This is a genomic window from Hymenobacter sp. BT491, assembly GCF_014349165.1.
GTDB lineage: Bacteria > Bacteroidota > Bacteroidia > Cytophagales > Hymenobacteraceae > Hymenobacter > Hymenobacter jejuensis.
On record NZ_JACSJJ010000002.1, the window covers coordinates 1 to 25,315 of the forward strand.

General features: G+C 53.0%; 20 protein-coding genes. 14 read left to right on the forward strand and 6 right to left on the reverse strand.

The window, feature by feature from the left end:
• Positions 1-297: 297 nt before the first annotated feature.
• The 5 genes from H9I52_RS05910 to H9I52_RS05930 all read left to right on the forward strand — a co-directional run bounded on the left by H9I52_RS05910 (position 298) and on the right by H9I52_RS05930 (position 5,711).
• Positions 298-2,352, forward strand: coding sequence for a BatA domain-containing protein (locus H9I52_RS05910; RefSeq protein WP_262385974.1), 2,055 nt, complete (start codon positions 298-300; stop codon positions 2,350-2,352).
• A 100-nt stretch (positions 2,353-2,452) separates the two neighbouring features.
• The gene (locus H9I52_RS05915; RefSeq protein WP_230471376.1) at positions 2,453-2,947 is read left to right on the forward strand and encodes a DUF4199 domain-containing protein; all 495 of its coding nucleotides are present in this window, start codon (positions 2,453-2,455) and stop codon (positions 2,945-2,947) included.
• Positions 2,948-2,991: 44 nt separating this feature from the next.
• Entirely contained in the window at positions 2,992-3,522 is a 531-nt protein-coding gene (locus H9I52_RS05920) for a DUF4199 domain-containing protein (protein ID WP_139516422.1), read from the forward strand.
• Complete coding sequence (locus H9I52_RS05925) at positions 3,515-4,501, forward strand: glycosyltransferase family 2 protein (protein WP_187453112.1); 987 nt, start codon at positions 3,515-3,517, stop codon at positions 4,499-4,501. The genes H9I52_RS05920 and H9I52_RS05925 overlap by 8 nt, the downstream gene beginning before the upstream one ends.
• An 82-nt stretch (positions 4,502-4,583) precedes the next feature.
• On the forward strand, positions 4,584-5,711 hold the full coding sequence (locus H9I52_RS05930) for a glycosyltransferase (protein WP_187453113.1): 1,128 nt from the start codon (positions 4,584-4,586) through the stop codon (positions 5,709-5,711).
• 19 nt (positions 5,712-5,730) lie between these two features.
• Here H9I52_RS05930 and H9I52_RS05935 read toward each other — a convergent pair whose 3' ends face one another.
• Both H9I52_RS05935 and purB read right to left on the reverse strand, forming a co-directional pair.
• Positions 5,731-6,831 (reverse strand): glycosyltransferase family 9 protein, encoded by a 1,101-nt coding sequence (locus tag H9I52_RS05935; protein ID WP_187453114.1) that lies wholly within the window; start codon positions 6,829-6,831, stop codon positions 5,731-5,733.
• Between the two features lie 46 nt (positions 6,832-6,877).
• Complete coding sequence (gene purB / locus H9I52_RS05940; protein WP_187453115.1) at positions 6,878-8,242, reverse strand: adenylosuccinate lyase; 1,365 nt, start codon at positions 8,240-8,242, stop codon at positions 6,878-6,880.
• A 159-nt stretch (positions 8,243-8,401) separates the two neighbouring features.
• On the opposite strand from purB, the gene H9I52_RS23205 reads away from it, so the two are divergent.
• Positions 8,402-10,537 (forward strand): transglycosylase domain-containing protein, encoded by a 2,136-nt coding sequence (locus H9I52_RS23205; protein ID WP_187453116.1) that lies wholly within the window; start codon positions 8,402-8,404, stop codon positions 10,535-10,537.
• 116 nt (positions 10,538-10,653) lie between these two features.
• Here H9I52_RS23205 and H9I52_RS05950 read toward each other — a convergent pair whose 3' ends face one another.
• From H9I52_RS05950 to hemG, 3 genes are all read right to left on the reverse strand, one after another.
• Entirely contained in the window at positions 10,654-11,598 is a 945-nt protein-coding gene (locus H9I52_RS05950) for a TerC family protein (RefSeq protein WP_187453117.1), read from the reverse strand.
• Between the two features lie 56 nt (positions 11,599-11,654).
• Positions 11,655-12,464, reverse strand: coding sequence for a polyprenol monophosphomannose synthase (locus H9I52_RS05955; RefSeq protein WP_187453118.1), 810 nt, complete (start codon positions 12,462-12,464; stop codon positions 11,655-11,657).
• Between the two features lie 82 nt (positions 12,465-12,546).
• Positions 12,547-13,887: a protoporphyrinogen oxidase gene (gene hemG / locus H9I52_RS05960; RefSeq protein ID WP_187453119.1), complete on the reverse strand. Its 1,341-nt coding sequence runs from the start codon at positions 13,885-13,887 to the stop codon at positions 12,547-12,549.
• Between the two features lie 82 nt (positions 13,888-13,969).
• Here hemG and H9I52_RS05965 point away from each other — a divergent pair, with 82 nt between their 5' ends.
• Complete coding sequence (locus H9I52_RS05965) at positions 13,970-14,503, forward strand: D-glycero-alpha-D-manno-heptose-1,7-bisphosphate 7-phosphatase (RefSeq protein WP_187453120.1); 534 nt, start codon at positions 13,970-13,972, stop codon at positions 14,501-14,503.
• Positions 14,504-15,192: 689 nt separating this feature from the next.
• On the opposite strand, the gene H9I52_RS05970 is transcribed toward H9I52_RS05965, so the two are convergent.
• Entirely contained in the window at positions 15,193-16,593 is a 1,401-nt protein-coding gene (locus H9I52_RS05970; protein WP_139516432.1) for an arginine decarboxylase, read from the reverse strand.
• Between the two features lie 243 nt (positions 16,594-16,836).
• On the opposite strand from H9I52_RS05970, the gene rocF reads away from it, so the two are divergent.
• The 7 genes from rocF (at position 16,837) to H9I52_RS06005 (ending at position 24,860) form a co-directional block, all read left to right on the forward strand.
• Positions 16,837-17,838, forward strand: coding sequence for an arginase (rocF, locus tag H9I52_RS05975; RefSeq protein WP_187453121.1), 1,002 nt, complete (start codon positions 16,837-16,839; stop codon positions 17,836-17,838).
• Between the two features lie 186 nt (positions 17,839-18,024).
• Positions 18,025-18,408: a hypothetical protein gene (locus tag H9I52_RS05980; RefSeq protein WP_187453122.1), complete on the forward strand. Its 384-nt coding sequence runs from the start codon at positions 18,025-18,027 to the stop codon at positions 18,406-18,408.
• Between the two features lie 208 nt (positions 18,409-18,616).
• Positions 18,617-20,410, forward strand: coding sequence for an arginine--tRNA ligase (argS, locus tag H9I52_RS05985; RefSeq protein ID WP_187453123.1), 1,794 nt, complete (start codon positions 18,617-18,619; stop codon positions 20,408-20,410).
• Positions 20,411-20,474: 64 nt separating this feature from the next.
• Positions 20,475-21,056: a TIGR00730 family Rossman fold protein gene (locus H9I52_RS05990; RefSeq protein WP_187453124.1), complete on the forward strand. Its 582-nt coding sequence runs from the start codon at positions 20,475-20,477 to the stop codon at positions 21,054-21,056.
• 127 nt (positions 21,057-21,183) lie between these two features.
• Positions 21,184-21,777, forward strand: coding sequence for a glutathione peroxidase (locus H9I52_RS05995; protein WP_187453125.1), 594 nt, complete (start codon positions 21,184-21,186; stop codon positions 21,775-21,777).
• A 62-nt stretch (positions 21,778-21,839) separates the two neighbouring features.
• A complete protein-coding gene (locus tag H9I52_RS06000; RefSeq protein WP_187453126.1) occupies positions 21,840-22,769 on the forward strand; it encodes a 1,4-dihydroxy-2-naphthoate polyprenyltransferase in 930 nt (309 codons plus the stop codon).
• A 60-nt stretch (positions 22,770-22,829) separates the two neighbouring features.
• On the forward strand, positions 22,830-24,860 hold the full coding sequence (locus tag H9I52_RS06005; protein WP_187453127.1) for a 7TM diverse intracellular signaling domain-containing protein: 2,031 nt from the start codon (positions 22,830-22,832) through the stop codon (positions 24,858-24,860).
• Positions 24,861-25,315 lie beyond the last annotated feature (455 nt).

Consider the following 25,315-nt stretch of genomic DNA (forward strand, 5'->3'; position numbering starts at 1 on the left):
GCCCGCGGCCCCCGCCCCGGCGTCCCTGCCCCGCTTCGGGGTTCAGGCGATGCGGAGCGGGGGCCGCCCCGCGTTTACCCCTTTCTCGCAAGCTAGTCTGATATCGAGAAGCAAGGAAAGTATGAAGTGACTTCTAAGATATCTTTAGTTATGAAGCCCTGGTGCCGTTAACAGTATCAGGGCTTTTTTTTATAGCATTTACTTATTTTATAAGACGGAACGGCCCAAAGTTTAGACGAATCCTATCTTTTAAGCGTTTCTTGTATCATTACCGGCTTTCGAAAGAATTAGGTCCAAATGTCAATTACATATCCTTGGTTTTTGTTGAGTTTGGTTACGTTAGGTGTTCCAGTATTAATACACCTCTTTGAATTACGACGACCTCAAAGACTTGCTTTTACAAACGTTGGTTTTATCCGAGAGGTGAAACTTATTAGTGCAAAGCAGAGGAAGCTAAAGCACATCATAGTACTCTTAGCACGTATTGGAGGTTTGTTTTTCCTGATTCTTGCTTTTGCTCAGCCTTTTATCCCTGCCTCGAAAGAACAAAAAACAACTGGAAGCGCTATCGCTGTACTTATCGACAACTCGCCTAGTATGCAGGCGAGAGGTAATAATGAACAGTCGGTTTTTGATAATGCTGTGGAGCAAGCTCAAGGTTTGTCTAATGCTTTTGTAAATAATACTAGCTTTTTGCTTCAAGAAGGACCTAAGAGTATACTGAACGCTTCAGCTTACCAAGCTGCACTCAAACAGCTTACTATTTCAGGACAAGCTCGTAGTTTAAAGTCATCGATTGCGCAAACTAATTTTAGTAGGAGTAGAATAGCGCAAACATTTATTATTTCCGATTTTCAGAAGAATGCCTTCTCTCCTCAGTTTTTGCGAGGTGTCGATTCCACTAAAGATGTATCGTTGGTGCCAATAGCTTCACAAGAAGCTGCTAATGTGTATGTTGATAGCATTGCGCTGGATGATGCTTTCGTGCGTTCTGGGAACAACATTTCTTTAAAAATAAGAGTCCGCAATGGCGGTAATGCACCTGCTAAGGATGTTCAGGTAAAGCTTTTCATTGCTGAGCAACAAGCAGCAGTATATCGTGCTACAATAGAAGCTGGAAAGACGTCAACTTCTGTTGTGCAGGTTCGCCTCACTGAAAATGGCCTTCGGAAGTGTCGTGTTGAGGTTGAGGATTTTCCGGTGACATTCGATAACACGTATTACTTCACGCTACAACCGTCTCCTCAGATCAAAGTACTAGGTATCGGCAACAACACGGCTGCTCTCGAGCAGTTGTATGGCAACGAACCATTATTTGCGTTCACAGCTAGCCAGCCTCAGTCTACAAATTATCGTTCGTTGGCAGCAGCTAATTTAGTTGTGTTACAGGAGCTACCACGGGTAGATGCTACTCTGCGAGAAAGTTTGACGCGAGCACTGCAACAGGGGACTTCTATTGTCATTGTTCCACCGGCGGGTGCTGTTGGCCATGATACCTACAACCAGTTGTTTAGAGAGTTAGGAATAGGAGTGGTGCAATGGGAAGAAAGATCCTCTGGTGATCCCGAACTTCAGGAAATAGCTACTCCAAGCCCGCAAAATCCATTCTTTAAAGATGTATTTGCTGCGCAAAACCGCCAGCCAATCATGCCGAAGGCAGCTCCAATTTTACGCTGGTCGCGATCGGGGAGTGACGTGCTTCAAATGCGGGACGGGAGTGGGTACTTAGCCGGATTTTCCAACGGTCAAGCTGCTGTATATTTATTTTCTGCTCCCTTTAATACCACTTATTCTGATTTTACCTCGCATGCCCTCTTTGTGCCGGTAATGTATCGGCTGGCGATGCAAAGCTACCGGAGCGATCAGCAGATTGCCTATCGTCTCAACCAGCGAGCAGTGGCATTTACCTTACCACAATCGGTGCTGCAAAAAGCTGATCAGGTTTTCAAGCTCACCAAAGACAGTCTGAGCTTCATTCCGGCGCAACGAATACAGGCAGGAGTACTCCGGTTTGATGTGCCTTCTGGGATGACTGAACCCGGCTTTTATGCACTTGAGCAAAATGGGAAGAAGATGGCAACGTTAGCGTTCAACTTCGACAAGCATGAATCTGAGTTGGCACAGTATTCTGCCGATGACTTGCGCAAGATGATCGGCCCCGACCAGCCTAACATACACGTCTATGATCCTGCCAAAGGTGGTTCAGTGGCTTCCCAATATCGGGCCGAGCGCGTAGGCAAGCCGCTATGGCGTTATTGTTTATGGATCTCGCTCGCTTTCTTGTTGTTAGAGGTTCTCGCTTTACGAGCTAAACCAAAAGTGCAAGCCAGTAGGCCCGCAGTAGCAGCCTAACACTATTAATGGCGTCCTTTGATTTGAGGAAAGTACTCTATCTTGCTGCCTCACTTTCGAGCTACGCGTGAATTCTTCACTTTCAGCCAGGCAAACAGTTGTGCGCACTGCCATTCAATGGGGTGTAAGTGCAGGTATTGTATGCATTCTCTGGGTTATAGGCCTATACCTGACGGGCAATAACCCATATGGCCCCAAAAGGCTCATGACCTTCTTCATCCCGCCGTTGGCGGCAATCCTGAGCCAAGGCGTGCTTCGTCGGAAATTTCAACCTGAAGGTCCAGGGTTAGGCCGAGCAATTGGCGTTGGTCTACTCACTACTTTCTTCATCGCCTTGGTATCGGCGGCAGGAGTGTACGGTTTTGCTAGAATTACAGGTAATGCGCCCATACAGAGGCACTTATCTGAAATGGATCAACTGCTGGCAGCAAGCAAAGCCGATTTTCTGAAGCAACCGCACGGCTTGGAACAATACGAGCGCACCCGGCAGGGACTGGCCCGCACCCCGCAAGGGTTTGCCGCCGATGACTTTAAAAATAAGATCCTGTTTGGGTTGTTGATTAGTGTGCCAGGAGGGATTTTCTTTCGGAAATAATGCTGATTTTCATTTATTTATACTAAACCAAACACCCAACGATCATGGAAAACACCTCTACTGCTGCTGTTACAACCACTTCTACTGCCATTCGATATGGGTTGCTGACGGGGCTGGTTTCTGTCATCTATTCGTTCATCCTTTTCGTAACCAAGCAGGAGGGCAATACCGCACTAGGGTTGGTTGCGCTTGCCATCTGGATTGGAGGTCTTGTACTCGCGCACAAGTTCTACAAAGACAACAACGGCGGCTTTATGTCCTATGGGCAAGGCTTGGGTATTGGCACCCTGATGTCGCTCGTTTCGGGTATTCTAGGCGGAATTTTTCGTTATGTGTACTTAGAATTCATTGACCCGTCGGCAATGCAACGCGGAATTGATGTGGCACGTGAGAAAATGGCCCAAGCAGGCAACATGACTGACGAGCAAATTGAGCAAGCTGTCAATACGTCCCAAAAATTTAGCACGGGACCGCTCGGCTTGGTGTTTGCCATTGTGGGAGCCGTCGTGATCGGCTTTATTCTTTCCCTCATCATCTCCGCCATCACCAAACATAATCGTCCTGAGTTTGAGTAAGCGCCTGCCGCACCATTTCCCAGTTGAGCTTTCCATTGTTATCCCCTTGCTCAACGAGGCCGAATCCTTGCCGGAACTGACACGCTGGATCAACCGCGTGCTGAGCCAGCATGGACTCACATACGAGGTTATTTTGGTCGACGACGGCTCTACAGATTCTTCTTGGAGTATCATCGAAGAATTGTCCGACATCGATACCCACCTGCGGGGCATTCGGTTCAACCGCAACTACGGCAAATCGGCGGCTTTGAATGTAGGCTTTAAGGCAGCAGAAGGCCGAGTAGTCTGCACCATGGATGCCGATTTGCAGGACTCACCCGAAGAGTTGCCCGAACTCTACCACATGATTGTGCAGGGTAGCTATGATTTGGTAAGTGGTTGGAAAAGAAAGCGTTATGATCCAATCAGCAAAACCATTCCTACCAAGCTCTTTAACGGCGTAACCCGCTGGATTTCGGGTATCCCACTACACGATTTTAACTGCGGCTTAAAGGCTTATAATCAGCGTGTTGTAAAGAGCATTGAGGTGTACGGCGAAATGCACCGTTACATCCCAGTGATTGCCAAATGGGCCGGGTTTCGGAACATCGGGGAGAAAGTAGTGCAGCACCAAGAACGCAAATACGGCACCACCAAGTTTGGTCTGGAGCGGTTCGTATATGGCTTTCTGGATCTGCTGTCTATCACGTTTGTAAGCCGGTTTCGGCGGCGCCCGATGCACTTTTTCGGTACCATGGGCACCTTGTCCTTCGTGCTCGGAATGCTTATTACGTTGTGGTTAGTAGGCGAAAAAGTTTATTTGGCGCTGCACAATATCAAATCGCGAGATGTGACGAGCCAACCGCTATTTTTCCTGGCGCTGGTGGCTGTTGTGGTCGGTATGCAACTGTTTCTGGCCGGTTTCCTAGCCGAAATGATCCAGCTGAATGGGCCGCGCAAGAACCAATATCTGATTCGCGAGAAGCTCAACGTGATCTGACTTAAACAAGTAGCCCTATGCATAACTAATTGTATGTCAATTAGTTATGCATAGGGCTTTCTAATGTGAAAATTACTGCTGAATGAACGTCGTGATCATTGGGCCGGCATATCCGTTGCGCGGAGGCTTAGCCACCTACAACGAGCGGTTGGCTCGGGCCTTTCGCGAGGCTGGTGATGAGGTGCGCATAGTGACGTTCAGTCTGCAATACCCCAATTTTCTGTTTCCGGGGCAAACGCAGTTTAGCACCGAGGCTGGCCCACAGGATCTAGATATACAGGTCAGTATCAATTCGGTTAATCCGCTGTCGTGGTGGCAAGTGGGCAATCAGTTGCGCCGTCAAAAGCCTGATTTAGTGGTCTTTCGCTTTTGGCTGCCGTTTATGGGCCCGGCTTTGGGCACGATTGCGAGGCTTATCAGGCGCAACCGGCATACGCGCATCGTAGCCATCACCGACAACATCATTCCACACGAAAAGCGCCCCGGCGACCGGCCGTTTACGCGATACTTTCTGGCTGCTTGTCATGGTTTCGTGACCATGTCTCGCTCAGTATTGGCCGATTTGCGGCGCTTGCACTTCAAGCAACCTGCTCGTTATCAGCCTCATCCGTTGTATGACAACTTTGGCCCACTAAAACCCAAAGAGGCTGCTTTAGCTGCACTGGGCCTGGATCCGGCTTATGGGTACCTGTTGTTTTTTGGCTTCATTCGGGCCTATAAAGGCTTGGATATTTTGCTCGAAGCGTTTGCCGATTCACGGCTGGCTCAACTGCCCATAAAGCTGATTGTGGCGGGCGAATATTACGAAGATGCTTCGCCTTATGAAGCGATCATAAAGCAGCACACCTTGGCAAGCCGCCTGGTGCGCGCCACTGATTTTATCCCTAATGAGCGGGTGGTAGACTACTTCTGTGCCGCTGATTTGGTGGTTCAGCCGTACAAAAATGCTACGCAAAGTGGCGTTTCGCAGATTGCCTACCACTTTGAGCGCCCGATGCTTGTTACAGATGTCGGTGGCCTGGCCGAGCTAATACCCGACGGCGAAGTGGGCTACGTAACCAAAGCGCAGCCCAAAGCCATCGCCGACGCGATCCTGGATTTCTACCAAAATCAGCGGGAACCCGCTTTTGCTGCCGGCGTACGCGAGCGCAAGAAACAGTTTTCATGGGCCGAAATGGTCGGCGCACTCAAAGCAGTCTCGGTGGGATAACTATCTAATTGTAAAGGTGTTATAAATTGCTTGGGAAGCTGGCTTCTACTGCGGCCATCACTTTGTCGGCGGGTAGGTCTTCCATGCAACTGGTGCCCAGCTTGCAAGAGCCACGATAGAAGCAAACGCACTGCCGATCGGGCTGCACAATTTGGCCCCGGCCGTAAAGGTCGAATTCATACGGATTGAAGATGTTGTTAATCAGCACAGTAGGCTTGCGCAATGCAATACTGATGTGCATAGCCATGGTTACCTGGGTCACAATCAGGTCCATCTGGTGCATCAGGTTGATGAATTGCTCCAATGGAAAAGTCCCCAGGTAAGCCGCTCCCGTAGCATCATGCAGGCGGCGATTGCGCTCTTCCTCGGCCGTACCACCGAGCAAGACAGGCGTGTAACCCGCCTGTTGGAGCTGGGAGATGAGAGCAATCCATTTCTCATCCGACCAAAGCCTAGTTGTCCAGCGGTCACCGCAGCCGGTGTTTAGGCCTACGCGCTTGCCGGAAGGAAGCGCATCCCAGGTGTAACCTTTATCTTGGTGATTGTCAAAGAGATATTCTTCGCCGCGAAAGTCATAATCGCAGAGTTCGAATATCTCCTGCACGTAAGGTTTGGTGTTTTGCAGGCTAAGCTGATCGAACACGCCCGTCAGGAATTTGTGGTTGGCCAGCTCGTTGACGGGCCACGCCACGCCGTCGGTGGGGCGCAATTGGTAGCCAAATTTCTGATCGGCTTTGATGCTGCCCAGCAAAGCACAGGCTTCTTTGTCTTTATCGAGGTTAAACAGCAGATCGAACTGGCGGGCTTGCAAGTGCAGCACTGCCGACAACTCCAGCTTCAGGATTTCGTCGACCTCGCCGGCGGGCAGAATGGCAGGCGTATGCGTGAGCCACGTAATAAATGCGTTGGGGTATTCTTGGCGCAGGCGCCGCAGCAAGGGCGTCGTCCGGATGACATCGCCGATGGCTCCTAGCTTGATGATCAGAATGCGTTGCCGCACAGGCGCGTACACTGGGCAATCGGCGCACTGGTAGCCGTGCTCTTTGTTGGGGCGGCAGGGAACGTCACCGCGGAAATGGCGACAATCGGGATGAACGGTGATGCCGTTGAGCTCGGGCATTAGAAAAAATGCGTAATATGTTGATTAGCAGGTAAGAGCCTCGAAATTAGATGCCGACGTAGGAGCTTGGCGAAATCGCTCGCAGCTCTGCTTTCACTGTGTCGCCAACCTCCAGTGTATCAATGAATTCACTGATGGTTTCGGCCGTAACAGGACCGTGGGTACGGGTCAGAGCCTTAAGCGCATTGTACGGGTCGGGGTAGTTTTCGCGGCGCAAAATGGTCTGGATGGCTTCTGCCACCACCGGCCAGTTAGCTTCCAAATCGCGGTGTAGCGCCGCCTCGTCGAGCGCCAGCTTGCCCAGGCCCCGCTGCAACGACGTGAGAGCCACGAGCGTGTGGCCAAGGGGCACTCCCAGCGTGCGCAACACCGTAGAATCGGTTAGGTCGCGCTGAAGGCGGGAGATGGGAAGCTTCGCCGCCAAGTGCTCCAGAAGGGCAATAGCGACGCCCAAATTACCTTCAGCATTCTCAAAATCAATGGGATTGACCTTGTGCGGCATAGCCGAAGAGCCTACTTCGCCGGGATTAATAGTTTGGCGAAAATACCCCATCGAAATATACTGCCATACGTCGCGCGCCAGATCGATCAGAATGGTGTTGAGCCGCTTCAGGCCGTCGCATGTAGCGGCCAGATGATCGTAGTGCTCGATTTGGGTGGTCGGATGGCTGCGGTGCAAGCCCAAGCGGGTATTTACAAAATCATCGGCAAACTGGCGCCAATCAATGTTGGGGTAGGCTACATGATGGGCGTTGAAATTGCCCGTAGCACCACCAAACTTCGCCCCAAACGGTACCTGTCCTAACAAGGCTACCTGCGCATCCAGACGGGCCACAAACACCGCTATTTCCTTGCCCAAGCGAGTAGGGGATGCCGGCTGACCATGCGTACGGGCCAGCATCGGAATGCTCTGCCACTGGCTCGCCTGCGCGGCTAACGTATTGCGCACCTGGGCATAAGCTGGCAACAGCACCTGAATAAGGCCTTGTTGCAAGCTCAGCGGCACGGCCGTGTTGTTGATGTCCTGTGAAGTCAGGCCGAAGTGAATGAACTCCAAGTAGCGCCCCAGTCCAAGAGCCGAGAATTGGTCCCGCAGAAAATACTCGACGGCTTTTACGTCGTGGTTGGTGACGCGCTCGTGGGCTTTTACCGCTTCGGCGTCTTCTCGGGAGAAATCCTGATACACCTTACGAAGTGAGGTAAATACTTGATGGTCAACGCTTTGCAATTGAGGCAATGGCAGCTCGCACAAGGCGATGAAATACTCAACTTCCACAAATACGCGGTAGCGAATCAAAGCCAACTCCGAAAAATACGGCGCGAGCGGGGCCGTTTGGCGGCGGTAGCGCCCGTCGAGCGGAGAAAGGGCGTTGAGGGAAGTCAGTTCGTCGTAGTCGGCAGCTGAAGACATGCGTACAAGGAAAATGGCCAAGTGTGCCAAAGGTAACGAAGCCGACGCGGATGGCTAAGGCAAGCGTAGCGCTTTTGCTTACCTTTGTGCTACGAGCGGCAGCGGGTTCGGCACGAAACTCGCTAGCCTGGCCGCGACTCATCCCCTCTGTCCGTTCGCGTGAAGCTAGCTACGAAGAAAAAAATAGGTATTGGTGTGGGCATCGTTGTGGTGCTTTTAGCCATTGGGCTCGGTGTATTTCTCCTCAAGCGCCAACAATTGCTGCAATATGCGTTGGCGCAGGTCAAAACGAAGGTAGAGCGCAAATACCCCGTCAAGCTCATTTTAGGGCCCGCCCAGTTTACGGATCTCAATACCGTTGAAATCCAGGGTGTTGCGATGGTGCCCGTTGGCGGCGATACGCTGTTGCGTGCCCAGCGCATTAATGCTTCCCTGAGCTTGCGGTCGTTGTTTGCGGGACGGCCGGTGTTTAGCAACCTCGAAATCGACGATGCCCGTCTGACGGCCATCCGTACGCTGACGACTGACAACTTTTCGTTCCTGTACCGCAACCGCAAGAAAAACCAGCCGGTAATAAAGCGCGATACGACCCAGGGCACCAATTACGGCCTGTTGTTGAATCAAGTGATTGAGGCAGGTTTCGACAACTTGCCTGGCGAGGCTGATTTCCGGCGCTTTCTGATTACGTACCGCAGCCCACGCCATATGGCGTCCATCAATATGCCGCGGTTTAGCATCAAAGATGGAGACATTGCCGGGCAGCTGACTGCTGACATCGACTCGGTGAGCAACCAGGTAGGAGTGCGCGGTCACGTGGAAGCCGGTGATTATCAGCTAACTGCTGATGTATTTGGCCTGAACCGCCGCCCCGTGATGCTGCCCTATGTAAAGAGCCGGTATGGCGCGCGGGTGCAGTTCGACACGTTGCGCCTAAGCCTAGCCGACAAAGAATACGACGACGAAAAGCTAACGGTACGCGGCGAGGCCTCCGCCCGCAACTTCGTAGTCAATCACCCCAAGCTCTCGGCCGATGACGTGGTGTTCCCGCGCGGCGGCATCGACTTTGTAGCGACCTTGGGCAAGGCCTCGTTCTCGCTCGATAAAGGCAGCAAAATCACGCTCAACCGTATGGAGTTTTTTCCGACGTTTAGCGTGCGTAAGCTGCCTCTGAAACAGCGTGTAATCGGCAAGTCCAACGGCCTGAAAAACCGCAACGAACTGCTGGCGGGTCTGCAGGTAGCAGCTGATATTCAATCGGCGGAAACACCAGCTAACGTGTTCTTTGCCGCCTTGCCGCAGGGCATGTTCCGGACGCTGGAAGGGATGCAGGGTGAGGGTACTTTGAAGTATCACTTGCAGGCCAATCTCGACATGAATCACCTTGACAGCCTGCGATTTGACTCGTCGTTAAAGGGTAAGAACTTTCGGATTACGCGTTTCGGCCGCGAAAATCTCAACATGCTGAACGAGGACTTCCCCTATACCGCTTATAACGACAAAGGCGACTCGATCAAAACCTTCGCGGTGGGGCCTTCTAACCCCAATTTTGTGCCGTACAATCGCATATCGCCTTACCTGAAATATGCCATCATGACGGCGGAAGACCCGCGCTTCCTGACGCATAAAGGCTTCATGGAGAAGGCGTTCGTGAAATCGATCATTCAGAACATCAAGGAGCGGCGATTTGCGCGCGGCGGCAGTACTATCTCGATGCAGCTGGTGAAGAACGTGTTCCTGACGCGTCAAAAAACCGTTACGCGCAAAATCGAGGAAGCCCTGATCGTGTGGCTTATTGAAAATACGCGTTTGGCCTCGAAAGAGCGGATGTTTGAAGTATACCTGAACATCATCGAATGGGGGCCGAAAATCTACGGAGTGAAAGAGGCCGCGCGCTTCTACTTTGATAAGCAACCTGCCAACCTCAACCTGTCGGAAAGCTTGTACTTGGCGAGCATCATTCCCAAGCCCAAGTTCTACCGCTACTCCTTCGACAGCTACGGCAACCTACGCGGCAGCAGCCGCTATTTCTACCACCTTATCGCGGGCATCATGGCCCAACGCGGCCTGATTTCGCAGTCCGACTACGACAACTTGTCCCTCGGAGTCGCGCTCAACGGTCCGGCTCGCAAGTACATCGTGACTGCTGTTGATACAGTGCGCACCGTATCGGCCGCCGATTCGTCGCAGTTTGAGCCGTTAAACCTGATTGATCTGCTGGGCGGCAGCAAGGCCCCGGATGAAGGTGCCAACACGCCTCCGCCGGACGAAACTCCTGACCAGGCGCCAAAGCAATAACTGGCCAGAACAGCAAGTAAAAGCCCCCGGTGATGCGCATCACCGGGGGCTTTTACTTGCTGTTCTGGCCAGAAGGGTGTTTATGTAATTTATTATTAATCAAATACTTATGTTGATTACTTGTTAATAGCCTCGACGGATTCGTCTTCTTTCTTAGGCAACAGAACTGATAGGATGACCGACATTGCTAGAATAAAGCCCACAATGCCCAAGGAGATGCCCATCGGGATCTCTAAATAATTAGAAGCCAGCAGCTTGCCCCCGATGAAAATCAAAATAAGCGAGAGGCCGTAGTGCAGGTAATGAAAAAGCCGCATAAGGCCTGCCAAAGCAAAATACAAGGCGCGTAGGCCCAGCAGCGCGAATACGTTGGACGTGTACACCACGAACGTGTCGCGGGAAACGGCAAGAATAGCCGGGATGGAATCGGCGGCAAAGACCACATCGGTCGTTTCGACCATCAGAAGCACCACAAACAGCGGGGTGGCAAACAGCAGCTTTTCCTTGCGTACAAAGAACTTGCCGCCTTCCAGATTGCGCGTAACGGGCATGTAACGGCTCAAAAACTTGACTATGGGGTTGGCATCCGGGTCAATTTCCGGCTCGCCTGCGCTAGTGGCCATGCGCACACCCGTATAGACCAGGAAAGCGCCCAACACATACATCAGGAAGTGAAACTTGGCCAGCAGCGCCGCACCCGCCAAAATGAAGGCAGCGCGCAGAATAAGTGCTCCCAGAATGCCCCAAAACAAGATTTTGTGCTGATACTGCTGCGGCACCTGGAAGTAGGTGAAAATCAGCAGGAACACAAATAGGTTGTCGACGCTCAACGATTTCTCGATCAGGTAGCCGGTGAGAAACTCGAGGGCTGCCTGCCGGCCCATCGTGCGGTACACGAGGTAGTTGAACGAGAGGGAAAGCGCGATCCAGAAAGCTGACCAGCCCAGCGCTTCGCGCATATGCACTACGTGCTCCTTGCGGTTGAAAACGAGCAAATCGAGCATGAGCATCACCAGCACGAATGCGTTGAAGCCAACCCAGAAAATAGGAGTGTTTTCCATTAGCAGCAAGATACAGCACTGGTCAGTTTTTTTCTGAACCCAACTGTATCAGGCGCTTACCGCGATTCTTGCACGGAGGTTGCGCCCGAAGCGGCGGCGGCTACCGGCTGTGGGGCGACATCGGCGGCAATGGGCCGCCGGTCGAAGCGTCGAAACCAGCTGGCTACCTTCATCTGGATGACGCCGAACAGGGCTTCCTGGAAAATGCCCTTGCTCATTTTGGAAGTGCCACGGGTGCGGTCGGTGAAAATAATCGGCACTTCCTTGATCTGAAACCCATACTTGTAGGCCAGCCACTTCATTTCTATCTGGAAGGCATATCCCACGAAGCGAATTCGGTCCAGCGGAATAGTGCGCAGCACGCGGGCCGTATAGCACTTAAAGCCCGCCGTAGCATCGGCGATGGGCATGCCGGTGATCATGCGCACATAAGCTGATGCAAACCACGACATAAGCACGCGGTCCATGGGCCAGTTGACTACGTTTACGCCCTGGATGTAGCGCGAACCGATGGCCATGTCGTAGCCATCGTCGGCGCAAGCCTTGTACAGGCGCACCAGGTCTTCGGGGTTGTGCGAGAAGTCGGCGTCCATTTCGAAGACGTAGCCGTAGCCATGCGCCAGTGCCCACCGAAAACCGTGGATGTACGCCGTGCCAAGGCCCAGCTTGCCGCGACGCTCCTCTAAGAACAGCCGATTGGGAAATTCACCCTGGAGGCGTCGCACGATCTCGGCGGTGCCGTCGGGCGAGCCGTCGTCGATGATGAGCACGTCGAATGCCTTGGGCAACGAAAACACCTTCCGAATAATCAATTCGGCGTTTTCGCGCTCATTATAGGTAGGAATCAGGACGAGCCCATCGTTCATTGTTCAAAGATAGAAGTTAGATAGGTGTGCGAGAGAAAGCCCGAATACTTTTCCCAGGTTTTTTATGACTTCCTAGCTTCGGCTAGGCATTTTGGGCAGAACCAGCCAGCGTTTCAGCCAGTTCTTTGGCGTAGCGAATGCAGTCGGGCACGCCCACGCCGGCGCGCCAGTTGGCTACTGCATAAATTTTATGTTCGGAAAGTGCGTCGGCCGCGGCGTGCGCTGCGAGAATGCGACTGTCAAACTGCGGAATAGCTTTTTCCCAATAGTACTGGTACTGCCACACCGGCTCCGTGGCCTTGATGTGGTAGAGCCTGCTTAGTTCCTCGTGCACAGCAGCGCGCTGCGCCGCTTCGGGTTGCCGAGCCTGCGCTTCGTACTGCGAGCCGCCTACAAAGGTGGTAAACAATACTTGGCCGTCCGGCACGCGGTTGGGGTAGATGGAACTGGTCCAGATGCTGCCCGCCGCATACGGCTGCTCCACCTTGGGGTGTAGTGCTCCAAAGCCATCAAGCGGGTGCCCAACGTCGGTGCGGCGGTAGGCGGTGTATACGGCGGCCATGGGCGGGTAAAAAACGGCTGCAAGCGCAACGGCAGCATCAGGAAACAAAGACTGCAACAAAGGAGCGGCCGCGTAAGTCGGCAAGGCCAACGCAACGGCGTCGTAGGCAACGTGATCAAAAGTGCCCTGCGCCGTCCGGATTTGGTATCGAGCGTCGGGCAAGCGTACTATTTCCGTAACGCCCTGACCGCCGTGATAGTTTGTTAGTTTGGCCGAAATTGTATCTGTAATGGTCTGAATGCCTTGCCGTAACGAAATAATTCGGCGCCGACCGCCAGCCCGGCCCGATTTGGCCAGTCCGCGTACTACCGAGCCATACGTTTGTTCCAGCTCACCGAGCTTCGGAAAGGTTTTATGCAACAACAGCCGTTCTGGGTCGCCAGCGTAAATACCTGATATAAAAGGGTTTAGCGCATAGTCAACAATTTCCTGCCCAAAGCGCCGCCGAAAGAATCCTGCCAATGTTTCGGTGGGGTCGGGAGAAGCGGCTGGCCGGCGTAACTCCTTCAGAATGTTAAGCTTGCCTCTTAAGCTAAAAAAGCTGCTCAATAGCAAGCCAGGGGGCGAGCCGGGCAGCTTTTGGTAACGGCCCTCGCGCAGCACGTAGCGGTTGGCGCTGACCGCCGCCGTATCCTGAATTTCTTCTGTTAAGCCAAGATCAGCTAGTAAAGCTTCTAGCTCGTCGCTGAGTTGCAGGGAGTTAGGGCCGGTTTCGAGTAGGTAGCCTTCCGGGTGCACGGTACGCAGATTACCACCAGCCGTGGGTTGCGCTTCAAATAAGTCATAGGAAATACCGGCTTTCTGTAGATACCAGGCCAGGGTAAGACCCGAAATACCGCCGCCCAGAATGGCAATGTTCATACCGTGCAAATTCGTTTGGCGCAAAGGTAGGCCAGCGCGACGGGTTGTTCCAGGCTTCAGCGGAATCAGTAGCTTTGAACCAATGAATCTACCTGTTATTTCCGCTGTCAAGTCCAAAGCCGTGTTTCTGGACCGCGATGGCGTATTAAACCAAGAAATTGGCCGCTACGTGTGGCAACCCGAAGATTTTGTGGTGTTGCCCGGCGTACCCGAAAGTTTAAGGAATTTGAAAGTTGCTGGTTACCAACTGGTTGTGGTTACCAATCAAGCAGGCATTGCCAAAGGCTTGTATACGGCCGCCGATGTGTACCGCTGCCATGAGAAGCTACAACAAGCTTGCGGCGGCCTGATCGACGCCTTTTATTTTGCCCGCTCACACCCCAGCGTTAGCGAGTCGCTCCTGCGCAAGCCCGATTCGCTGATGCTCGAAAAAGCCATCGCGCGTTTTCACCTCGATCCGGCGCAATGCTGGATGATCGGTGACCGGGCCCGCGACATGGAAGCCGGAACTCGCGTAGGCGTACGAGGGATCTTGGTAGGCGATGCCGAACCTGTGGCGTATTCGCCGCGGGTTGCCGATCTGCCGGAAGCCGTAAAATGGATTTTGCAGCATTGATTTCCAACCTAAAACTTCTTCAACAGCAACGCCCGCTTTCTACTTTTAGAAAGCGGGCGTTGCTGTTTTTGGAATGGGTAATACTTACTGCCGCACTACTGGAGCTTGCCCCGCGCTGGCCGTAATGGTGGAAGAAACCTGATTCGCAGGCTTAGCAGATGAATAAGCCGGACACTTGGTGCGGCACGAGCTCATCCCTACTAATCCAACGAGCGCCAAGAGCAAAAACTTTTTCATGCTAAAATGCAAAATGAGTTAAAATGTGCGTGTGTTAAGAGCCTCAAAACTAAACATTTAAATTTATAACGATTGTTCCGTCTTTAAATTGTGCAGCCCATATTATTTTGTAAGTAGCTGATTTTGAGCCATAAAAAAAGCTCCCCGCACCTTAGCGCAGAGAGCTCTTGGGAAAAGCCAAATTTGACTACTTATTGGCGCGAAGCAGCGGTAGAAGTAGTGCTTGCTGTGATGGGTGAAGAAACGTGATTGGCAGCTTTGATGCCGGTGTAAGCGGGGCAATTTGCTTTTTTATTGCAGGAGCCCAAGCCGAAAACAGCCGCGCACGAAGCCAGCAAGAGTAAATTTTTCATCATGCAGAATGCAGAGGGTTGGTGTATTGATATAGGAAATCAAAAGTACAATTTGTGCCCAGGACTAGCTTACTCCTGGGCACAATTGACTAAAAAAGATTACTCGGTGTAACCCAGAATACGCATCATCGACTCGGGGTCCTGCTCGGAAGCAAACTCCCAGTCGCGCAGGGTGCCGTCTTCGTCGCGGTCGAGGATGACGTGCCGCGGGGCCGGAATGAGGCAATGCTTCAGGCCGCCGTAGCCGGAAAGGCTCTCCTGATAGGCCCCGGTATGGAAAAAGCCCACGTACAAAGGTTGCTTGTCGGCGGGTTTGCGCTCGGGCAGGAACACTTGGTAGATGTGCTTCTCGGCGTTGTAATAGTCCTGCGAGTCGCAGGTGAGGCCGCCCAACTGAATTTTCTTGTATTGCTTTTCCCAGCCGTTGAGGGCCAGCATGATGAAGCGCTGGTTTAGGGCCCAGGTATCGGGCAGGTTGGTGATGAACGAGCCATCAATCATGTACCACAACTCCTTATCGTTCTGGAGCTTCTCATCCAAAATGGAATAAATAGTAGCTCCGCTTTCGCCGACCGTGAAAATGCCAAACTCCGTGAAGATGTGTGGCTCCGGCACGCCTTCCTCGCCGCAAATGCGCTTGATGGTGCGCAGAATTTCCTCGATCATGTACTGGTAGTCGTACTCCGGCTGAATCGAGGTTTGGATGGGCAGCCCGCCGCCGATGTCGATGGTCGTTAGGGTAGGGCACACTTTCCGCAGCTCGCAATACTTGTGCACAAAGCGGCTCAGCTCCGACCAGTAATAGCTGGTGTCTTTAATGCCCGTGTTGATGAAGTAGTGCAGCATGGTCAGCTCAAAGCGCGGATCGTCTTTGATTTTCTGCTCGTACAGCGGCAGCGCATCGGCGTAGCGAATGCCCAAGCGCGAGGTATAGAACTGAAAACGAGGCTCTTCGTCGGAGGCCAGCCGCATGCCTACGTTGCACTTCTCGGTTACGTGGTCGTGGTAGTACTCGATCTCGCTGAGGTTGTCGAGGATGGGCATGCAGTTTACAAACCCTTCGTTGATTAGCTCGGTCAGGTAGCGCTTGTAGCGTTCGCGCTTGAAGCCGTTGGCCACGATGTAGCTCTGCTTGTTGAGCTTGCCTTTTTTGTACAACGCCCGCACAATGTGCATGTCGTACCCCGAAGAGGTTTCAATGTGAATGTCGTTTTTCAGCGCCTCTTCCAGAATGAAAGAAAAGTGCGACGACTTCGTGCAGTAGCAATACGTGTACGTGCCCTGATAATCCGTTTTGGCGATGCCGTCGTTAAACCATTTCTTGGCCCGCTGAATCTGGGAGCTGATTTTGGGCAGGTACGTCAGGCGGAGCGGCGTGCCGTATTTGCGCACCAAGTCCATCATCGGAATGTCGTGGAAGCGCAGCTCGTTTTGCTCTACGTGAAAGTCGGGCGTGGGAAAATCGAAGGTTTGGGAAATCAGGTCGTGGTAAGTATCCATTCGGGTCAGGAGGGGTTAGAAGGGGAAGCCGGTGGCGACGAAAGGCAAATGCCTCTGAATGAGAAGGTTATGACTGTTGGCCTTTGTGCAGGCTTTTCCGCACCTTTGTAGGCCCGCAAAGATAGGCGGTATCGGGTACTCAGACATGCGTACCCGGGACGAGAGCGGTGAGACGTGGTCCTGCTCTTTCTGGTATTCGGCCGGAGTCCTTCGACCTCCATCGGTGCGGGGCATTGTTCTTTTATGAAACGTATTAAGCTCATTGAAGTCCGCTCCGAGCTGGGGGCCGGGACTCGTGGGGCTAGTCTGGGAGTGGATGCGCTCAAGATTGCCTGCCTTAACAAAGGGTCCGATTATTTTCGACGGTTCAATTCGGTGGCCGTGCCCGATCTGAACCATGTCTTGTTCGACAAAAACCATTTCCCCTACGCAAAACACATCGATTCGGTGTATACGGTAGAAAAGGGAATTGCCAATACGGTAGAGCAAACGTTGCGTTTCGGCGAGTTTCCGCTGGTGCTGGCCGGCGACCACAGCAACGCTGCCGGCACCATTGCCGGCATCAAAGCCGCTTACCCATACAAAACCCTCGGGGTTATCTGGATCGACGCCCACGCCGACATTCATTCACCCTATACCACCCCGTCGGGCAACATCCACGGCATGCCGCTGGCCATGGCCCTGAACTTCGATAACCTTGAGCTTCAGCGCAATGAAGTAGAGCCCGAAACCGAGTTCTTCTGGCGCCGCCTGAAAAACCTGGGCGAAGAAGGCCCGAAACTAAAGCCCGAACACCTCGTGTATGTGGTGGTGCGCGACACCGAAAACGAAGAAGACGAGATCATCCGTCGCAGCGGCATCAAGAATTTTTCGCTGAAGGAGTTCAAAGCCAAAGGCCCGAAGCAAGTCGCCCGCGAGATCTACGAGCGCCTGCGCTTCTGCGACTTAGTCTACATTTCCTTCGATGTCGATTCGCTGGATTCGCGCTTTTCCAAAGGCACCGGTACGCCCGTGGAAGAAGGCCTCGACGTGCAGGAAGCTATTTCCCTGTGCCACGCCCTGCTCGACAACGAGCGCGTAGTGTGCTTCGAAATGGTCGAAATCAACCCCACGCTCGACTCCGAAAATACCATGGCTTCCAACGCTTTCGATATTCTCGAAGCAGCCACGGATACCATTACGGAGCGTCTGCGAATTGAAGATGCCACGTCCCGGCAAGAATCGGGTAGGGGTGGTGCATTTTAGGGCAAAATCATAACGAGTTGATTATCAATATATTGCGACTTTATTTATTTCTTGTCATCCAGAGCGCAGCGAAGGATCTCGCGTGCTGATTCTTGGTTAGCAGTCCCCTTAGCTGGCGTGAGTTACGCTGCGTAGCTCACGCCAGCTAAGGGGACAGGCCCTTGACGCACAGCTTGTAATTAGCCAATGAAAAATTTAAAAGCGTTTACGGAAGCCTATGGCAATTTGGACGACGCTGTGGTCCTTGATGTATGCCTATCGTACGCGGCAGACTTTCGGCCTGAAATCAAAGTCGCTATCAATTGTATGTCCTTAGTAAAGGACTACAGTTGGGTGCATCTAGAACTTACTTTTTACGGGGTGAAAGAGTTCCGCATAACAGCAGCGCGGAACATGTCCATTGATGTAGTTGAATCGTTCGCGGTCGTGGAGTGGGATGGCGAAATGTGGTTCAATTTTAGTCCACGTGTGGTGCCGCCGGAAACGAAGACTGAACACCGAGACTCCGATTTTTACATCGTGTGCAAAGACTTGAACTTCCAAGAAAGTGATTTCAAGCCAAGCTTATAACTGGTTATGCTAGGTTTATAATCTGGCTGAGCCAGTGTTTTGGTACTTGGCTCCAACATTTCCTTCCCGTTCCGCACGGCCTTTCTACCTTTGCAGCAGTAGAACCCGGAAGCAGCTTTCGTTTCGGCCGGTCGCCTGCGTTTGGGCAAGTGACGAGAACCGACGAGCGGCGCAGGCCATTAGCTGCTGCTACCTAGCATTTTTCTCTGTGCAACAACTCGAAAACGACATCAAAGCCGCGCTGAGCACGGCTATTCAGCAAGTATTTGGCGCCGAAGTGCCGGCGCCACAGCTTACGATTCAACCGACGCGCAAAGAGTTTGCGGGCACATTTACGCTCGTTACGTTTGCGCTGACCAAAGCCTTGGGCAAAGGCCCGGAGCAAATTGGGCAGGCGCTGGGCGAGTGGCTGACGCAAAACGACGCGCGCGTGTCGGGCTTCAACGTGGTGAAAGGCTTCCTGAACCTCGAAATTGCCGATGCGCAGTGGCTGCAACTCTTTACCGCCTTGCGCCAACAGCCCGATAATACACCCGTGCAAACCGGTGGCCCACAGCAGGTTGTAGTCGAATATTCTTCGCCTAATACCAACAAGCCCCTGCACCTGGGGCACTTGCGCAACAACTTCCTGGGCTATTCGGTGGCTGAGATTCTGAAAGCTACCGGCGCTACCGTCACGAAGGCCAACCTCGTCAACGATCGCGGCATTCACATCTGCAAATCGATGCTGGCCTACCAGCGCTACGGCCACGGCGAAACGCCCCAGGAATCCGGCATTAAAGGCGACCACCTGATCGGCAAATACTACGTCCTGTTTGAGAAGCATTACCGCGAGCAAGTGCGGCAGCTTCAGGCCGAAGGCGTGGCCGAAGACATTGCCAAGCGCCAGGCGCCGCTCATGACCGAAGCGCAGGAGATGCTGCAGGCGTGGGAGCAGGGCGACGAAGAAGTGCTGCAACTGTGGCGCCAGATGAACGGCTGGGTCTACGAAGGATTTGACGAAACGTACCAGACCATCGGCGTCGATTTTGACAAGTATTACTACGAGTCGGAAACGTATCTGCTTGGCAAAGAGCGTGTTGAAGAAGGGCTGCAAAAAGGCGTTTTCTTCAAGAAAGAAGACGGCTCGGTGTGGGTTGACCTAAAAGAAGAAGGTCTCGACGAAAAGCTCCTGCTCCGTGCCGACGGCACGTCTGTTTACATCACCCAGGACTTGGGCACGGCCGAGCTGAAGTACCAGGATTTCGGCTACGATCTGTCGGTCTACGTCATTGCCGACGAGCAGAACTACCACATGCAGGTGCTGAAGGCGGTGCTCAAAAAGCTGGGCAAGCCTTACGCCGACGCCATTTACCACCTCAGCTACGGCATGGTCGATCTGCCCTCGGGCAAAATGAAATCGCGCGAAGGCACTGTAGTAGACGCCGACGAACTGGTGCGCGAAGTAGTAGCGGCTGCCAAAGAAGCGACGCTGGCCAAAGGCAAAACCGAAGGACTTACCGAGCAGGAAGCCGAGCAGCTTTACCATACGTTGGGCTTAGGCGCGCTCAAATACTATTTGCTGAAAGTGGATCCGAAGAAGCGCATGCTCTTCAATCCCGAGGAATCGGTGAGTCTGGAGGGCCATACAGGGCCTTTCATCCAATATTCGCACGCCCGTATTTCCGCCATCCGCCGCAAGGCCGCCGAACTGGGGATCAGCGAAACGGCTGATGTGCAAACCATTGCTAGTCTGCACATTACGGAAAGCGAAATGGTGCAGGAATTGGCTCGTTATGGTACGGCCGTAGCGGAAGCTGCCCGCACCTTTTCGCCGGCCATCATCTCGCAGTATGTGTACGATGTCGCCAAAGCCTACAACCGTTTCTACACGGAAGTCTCCATTTTCACCGAGCCCGATGAGGTAAAGCGTGCCTTCCGGGTTGCGCTATCCGCCCAAACCGGACGGACCATCAAAGCGGCCATGCGGTTGCTGGGTATTGAAGTGCCGGACCGCATGTAGTTGATTAGCAAAAGGCAGCCGCGAATAAAAGTCGAAAGGCAAAACGAATAGGAATAGATAGTTTATGAAAAGCGTAGCCGTGTATTGCGGTTCCAGTGCCGGAACCAACGAGATTTATCGCCAACAGGCAGACGCTTTGGGACAAGCATTGGTAGCGCGCAACATTACGTTGGTGTACGGCGGCGGGCGTGTGGGCCTGATGGGTGCCATTGCCGACAGCGTGATGCAGCACGGCGGTCAGGCTATCGGCGTTATTCCTGATTTTCTGGCGAATAAAGAACTGGCGCACTTGGGCCTGACGGAACTGTTCGTGGTCAAGTCGATGCACGAGCGCAAGCTCAAAATGTCGGAGCTGGCCGAGGGCTTTATTGCCATGCCCGGCGGTTACGGCACCATGGAAGAGCTGTTTGAGATGCTGACTTGGGGCCAGCTTGGCATGCACCAAAAACCAATTGGCGTACTCAACGTCAGCGGCTTTTACGACCATTTGCTGCTGGCCTTGGATACCATGGCTACGGAAGGCCTGCTACGCCGCGAGAACCGCGACCAACTATTGCAAAGTCCTGTACCTAATGCCTTGTTAGACAAGATGTTAGCGTATCAGCCGGTAGCAGTAGAAAAGTGGCTTTCGCCGCCCACTACCTAACCGACATTTCTAAGTCAGCAACAGGGCGAAACTGCTACCTTCGGGCCTGCAAACAATGCGCTCCGGTTGGTGGTTTGCGGAGTGAAAGCTGTTTTCGCGCTTACCTTAGTCTCACCTAACTCCCTGTATGAAAGCTTCGTTTACGATTATGGCGGCAACACTGGCTTTGGCCGGATTGTCGTCTTACACGTTCTCTCAACCCGTTTCTTCCATGATTGACTCAACCACCGAAGCGCCTGCTGCACAGGGCACCGTTTACGATTACACCGTCAAGACCATCGACGGCAAAGACGTGAAACTGAGCCAATACAAAGGCAAAAAGCTCCTGATCGTCAATACGGCGTCGGAGTGTGGCTTTACGCCGCAGTACAAGGAACTGGAAGAACTGTATAAGAAGCACGGCGACAAAGTGGTCGTACTGGGTTTTCCGGCCAACAATTTCGGCGGACAAGAACCCGGCACCAATTCGCAGATTGCCACCTTCTGCGAGAAAAATTACGGCGTCAGCTTTCCCCTGTTTAGCAAAATTTCGGTGAAAGGCGACGACACCGATCCGCTGTATAAGTTCCTGTCGGACAAGGGGAAGAACGGAGTCGTGAGCGATGCGCCCACCTGGAACTTCTGCAAATACCTCATCGATGAGCAAGGCCACGTCGTGAAGTTTTATCCGTCGAAGGTGAAGCCCATGAGCGACGAACTGCTCGCCGACATTCTGAAATAATCTGAGACGCTGCGTTGTTGGCAAGCCTAACAACGCGCCGGCTGTATAACCGACTTCTGCAAATGGCTTCTGCTGTTTCTCCCGCAAACCCAAGTCGCGCAAAGGCTTGGGTTTCGGCTTTCCGGCCCCGCACACTGCCACTGGCCTTGGCTAGCATCCTGATGGGGGCCTTTTTAGCCGCTGCCAACCACAGTTTCAACGGCTTGGTGGTCGGACTGGCGGCCCTCACCACCGTTCTGCTCCAGATTCTGTCCAATCTTGCCAACGACTACGGCGACTCACAGAACGGCGCCGACAGTGTGCACCGCGAAGGGCCGCAGCGGGCCGTGCAAAGCGGTGCCATCACGCCTGTCCAAATGAAGCAGGGCATGGGTGTATTCGGCCTGCTTTCTCTCATTTCTGGCTTGTGTCTTCTGTGGGCCGCGCTTGGCACGTCCGGTGCTTGGATTTTCCTGACGTTTTTTGTGCTGGGGTTATCGGCAATTTGGGCAGCGGTCAATTACACAGCGGGCTCAAAGCCATACGGTTACGCAGGCCTTGGTGACTTGTCGGTGTTTATCTTCTTCGGAATGGTGGGCGTGTGCGGTACGTATTACCTGCAAACCCGTGCCTTGCCGCTGACGGTGTTGTTGCCCGCGGCCGGCCTGGGCTGTTTTGCAACTGCCGTGCTGAACGTCAACAACATCCGCGACATCCGCTCCGATGAGTTGGCCGGTAAAATCACGATTCCGGTGCGCTTGGGCCCGCAGCCCGCGCGCGGCTACCATTGGCTGCTGCTGCTGCTAGGCTTTGGTTGTGCAAGTATTTATGTAGCAGCCACTTACCATTCGCCGTGGCAATGGCTGTTTGTGCTGGCTGCGCCGCTGCTGGTTTTCAACGGCCTGCAAGTGTGGCGCCGCCAAGACTCCATGCAACTCGATCCGCTGCTAAAGCAGATGGCACTGAGCACATTGGTGTTTGTGCTGCTGTTCGGTTTGGGGCAGATTCTTTAGCCCACACCACCCGCCGCCGTAGGTTAATGCTCAGGTTAGTTTCCTAAATTGGGAGCTACCATGAGAGAGGTGTACTATTATTACCTAAAAACCAGCGCCGCCGGCTGGTTGGGTTCTTGGCCGTGGAGATTGCTTTGGGTGTTGCTGCTAGCCGCTCAGCCGGCAATGGCCGCCGAGGCGCCGCCGCGAGAAGATACCCTACGCGTAAACCGACACATCGCGGAGATTTTCTTTCAGCCCGGCATGTATAGCGTGCTGGAAGACCCAACGAATCGGCTTACTATTCAAGAAGTCGCAAGCCCGGCTCTCCGCTCGCGCTTCAGCCGCTTCGACGACGAATGCCGCTGCATCCAGAATCCCAAATTCACTTACTGGCTCCGGCTGACGGTGCGCAACACCGATTCTTCGCCACAGGAAAGGTGGTATTGGGAGGTGTTCGATTCGCACATTGAAAACGTAGCTTTCTTTCGGACTAAACCGCAGGGCAACTACGATAGCCTCGTGACGGGAGCGGCCCTGCCTTTCCGGAGCCGGGCGGTGCTGTTTAAAAACTTCCTATTTGCCCTGAATCTGCAGCCCGGCCAGACGCAAACCTATTACGTACGCCTGCACTCCGACGCCAAAAACAGCTTTCGGGGACTGTTGCGCAGTGAGAAAGACTTACCTCAGGACGCTCAGGACAACTACATTCTGTTTGGTTGTTTCTACGGCGTGCTGCTCATCATGATGGTCTACAACTTTGGGTTGTACCTCTTCATGCGCGAGCGAACGTACCTGCACTACGTGCTGTATGTGCTGTGTTGCAGCCTCATGTTTTTATCCGACGACGGCTTGGGCTTTCAATACCTGTGGCCAGGGCTGCCGGGACTCAACCGCATCATCAATCCTAGTGCGCCCTTCTTTTTGTTGGTGGCCCTAAGCTTCTATTCGCGCAGCTTTCTGGCCACCGCCGAACACCTGCCTCGCCACGATAAATGGATACGGATTGTGGCAGCAGGTACTGTGGCGGTGTTACTGCTCGATACGCTTGTGTTGCGTACGTCCTTTCTATACTGGCTTTACCTAGCGCCCTACATCCTGATTTATTCGGCAGCGTGGCGCGTCTACAAACAGGGCGTGCGCTCTGCACGGTTTTTCGTGGCGGCGCATACTCTGATTTGTTTGGGGGTGCTGTTTCACGTTACCAGAAGGGTAGGGGTTAACTTTTTCAACGGTCCTTTCACTGTGTATAGCATGTATTCGGCTTTCATGGTGGAAGTAGCAGTGCTTTCGTACGCGCTGGGCGAGAAGATCAAGGCCATTCGAGAAGCTACTTTCAAAGCGCAGGCCCGTTTGGTGAAGCAATTGCAGAAGAAGCACCACGCGCAAGCGTTGCTGATGGAGCAACTGCGTCAGAACCAAGACCTTAAGGATCAGTTGAATACGGAGCTGGAGGCTCAGGTAGTGCGCCGTACCGAGGAGTTGCAACGCCAAAGTGAAACCATTGCCGCCCAAAACCATGAGCTGTTGCAAGCCAACGGGCTTCTGGCTCTGCAATCGGCCGCCATCGAAAAGCTCAATGCTGATTTGCAACGCGATTTGCAGCAAGTGAAAGCTGCGCGGGTGCTATCGAAGGAAGTCGATTTTGGCGAGTTCAGCCAAATTTACCCCGATAAAGAAGCGTGCCTGCGCTACTTAGCTGACTTAAAGTGGGCCAAAGGCTATCAGTGCCGCAAATGTGGCCACGAAAAACACTGCGATGGCCGCGAAGAATATGCTCGCCGTTGCACACGGTGTCGCTACGTAGAATCGGCAACGGCCAACACCATATTACAGAAGTGCAAGTTTTCTATAATCAAGGCTTTCTACGCAGTGTTTCTCATCTACGCGCACAAAGGGAGCTACTCCTCGCAGGAGCTTTCGCGGGTGCTGGAGCTGCGGCAAGGCACTTGTTGGAACTTTAGCCAGAAGGTAGTAGAAGCCATCCGCCGCCGCCGGACTGCTCCTGATTTCGACGAAAACGAAGACTGGACCCGCATTCTGCTCGATGCCACCGGAGCTACTGAAGAAGACGCCACCAGCATGGCGATGGAACTAGCAGAACCTAATTAAAGCTCAATTGGAAACGATGGGTGAGTAGAATGAAAAAAAATCAGCTGAGAAGTAAAAAAATACTGGATTTGTAGATTGTTTTTTAGCTGCTGCCCTTTGGTTATAGTGCCTAGTATTAAGCTCAATCAACGGGGAAAAGACGAAAAACACGTGTGTACTAAGCGTATAAGCTAGAACGCAAGAACACTGTAAAATGCCCTTTGCAACCTGTAAAGGGCATTTTTGCTATTGCATTTCCCAAACAATCGCGGATATATTTGGGCATTCTCAACGTGCTGTGGTGCCCTGCACCGTTTACTTTATGTGCCTTATCTACTAATGGAAGTGCTCCTGCTCCCTAGGTTCATACATCCAGAGCCACATTATCTGTGCGTACAACGCGGGCTATATGGAACGCGCGAGGACATTGGCTGCGGCGCTTTTATTTCGACCAGACTGCAAACGTTTCCAGATGC

Bases quoted from the DNA above. Each gene is read 5' to 3' on its own strand.
- H9I52_RS05910 (WP_262385974.1), top strand. From the start codon at position 298: ATGTCAATTACATATCCTTGGTTTTTGTTGAGTTTGGTTACGTTAGGT.
- H9I52_RS05920 (WP_139516422.1), top strand. From the start codon at position 2,992: ATGGAAAACACCTCTACTGCTGCTGTTACAACCACTTCTACTGCCATT.
- H9I52_RS05930 (WP_187453113.1), top strand. From the start codon at position 4,584: ATGAACGTCGTGATCATTGGGCCGGCATATCCGTTGCGCGGAGGCTTA.
- H9I52_RS05935 (WP_187453114.1), bottom strand. From the start codon at position 6,831: ATGCCCGAGCTCAACGGCATCACCGTTCATCCCGATTGTCGCCATTTC.
- purB (WP_187453115.1), bottom strand. From the start codon at position 8,242: ATGTCTTCAGCTGCCGACTACGACGAACTGACTTCCCTCAACGCCCTT.
- H9I52_RS05950 (WP_187453117.1), bottom strand. From the start codon at position 11,598: ATGGAAAACACTCCTATTTTCTGGGTTGGCTTCAACGCATTCGTGCTG.
- H9I52_RS05955 (WP_187453118.1), bottom strand. From the start codon at position 12,464: ATGAACGATGGGCTCGTCCTGATTCCTACCTATAATGAGCGCGAAAAC.
- hemG (WP_187453119.1), bottom strand. From the start codon at position 13,887: ATGAACATTGCCATTCTGGGCGGCGGTATTTCGGGTCTTACCCTGGCC.
- H9I52_RS05965 (WP_187453120.1), top strand. From the start codon at position 13,970: ATGAATCTACCTGTTATTTCCGCTGTCAAGTCCAAAGCCGTGTTTCTG.
- H9I52_RS05970 (WP_139516432.1), bottom strand. From the start codon at position 16,593: ATGGATACTTACCACGACCTGATTTCCCAAACCTTCGATTTTCCCACG.
- rocF (WP_187453121.1), top strand. From the start codon at position 16,837: ATGAAACGTATTAAGCTCATTGAAGTCCGCTCCGAGCTGGGGGCCGGG.
- H9I52_RS05980 (WP_187453122.1), top strand. From the start codon at position 18,025: ATGAAAAATTTAAAAGCGTTTACGGAAGCCTATGGCAATTTGGACGAC.
- H9I52_RS05990 (WP_187453124.1), top strand. From the start codon at position 20,475: ATGAAAAGCGTAGCCGTGTATTGCGGTTCCAGTGCCGGAACCAACGAG.
- H9I52_RS05995 (WP_187453125.1), top strand. From the start codon at position 21,184: ATGAAAGCTTCGTTTACGATTATGGCGGCAACACTGGCTTTGGCCGGA.
- H9I52_RS06000 (WP_187453126.1), top strand. From the start codon at position 21,840: ATGGCTTCTGCTGTTTCTCCCGCAAACCCAAGTCGCGCAAAGGCTTGG.
- H9I52_RS06005 (WP_187453127.1), top strand. From the start codon at position 22,830: ATGAGAGAGGTGTACTATTATTACCTAAAAACCAGCGCCGCCGGCTGG.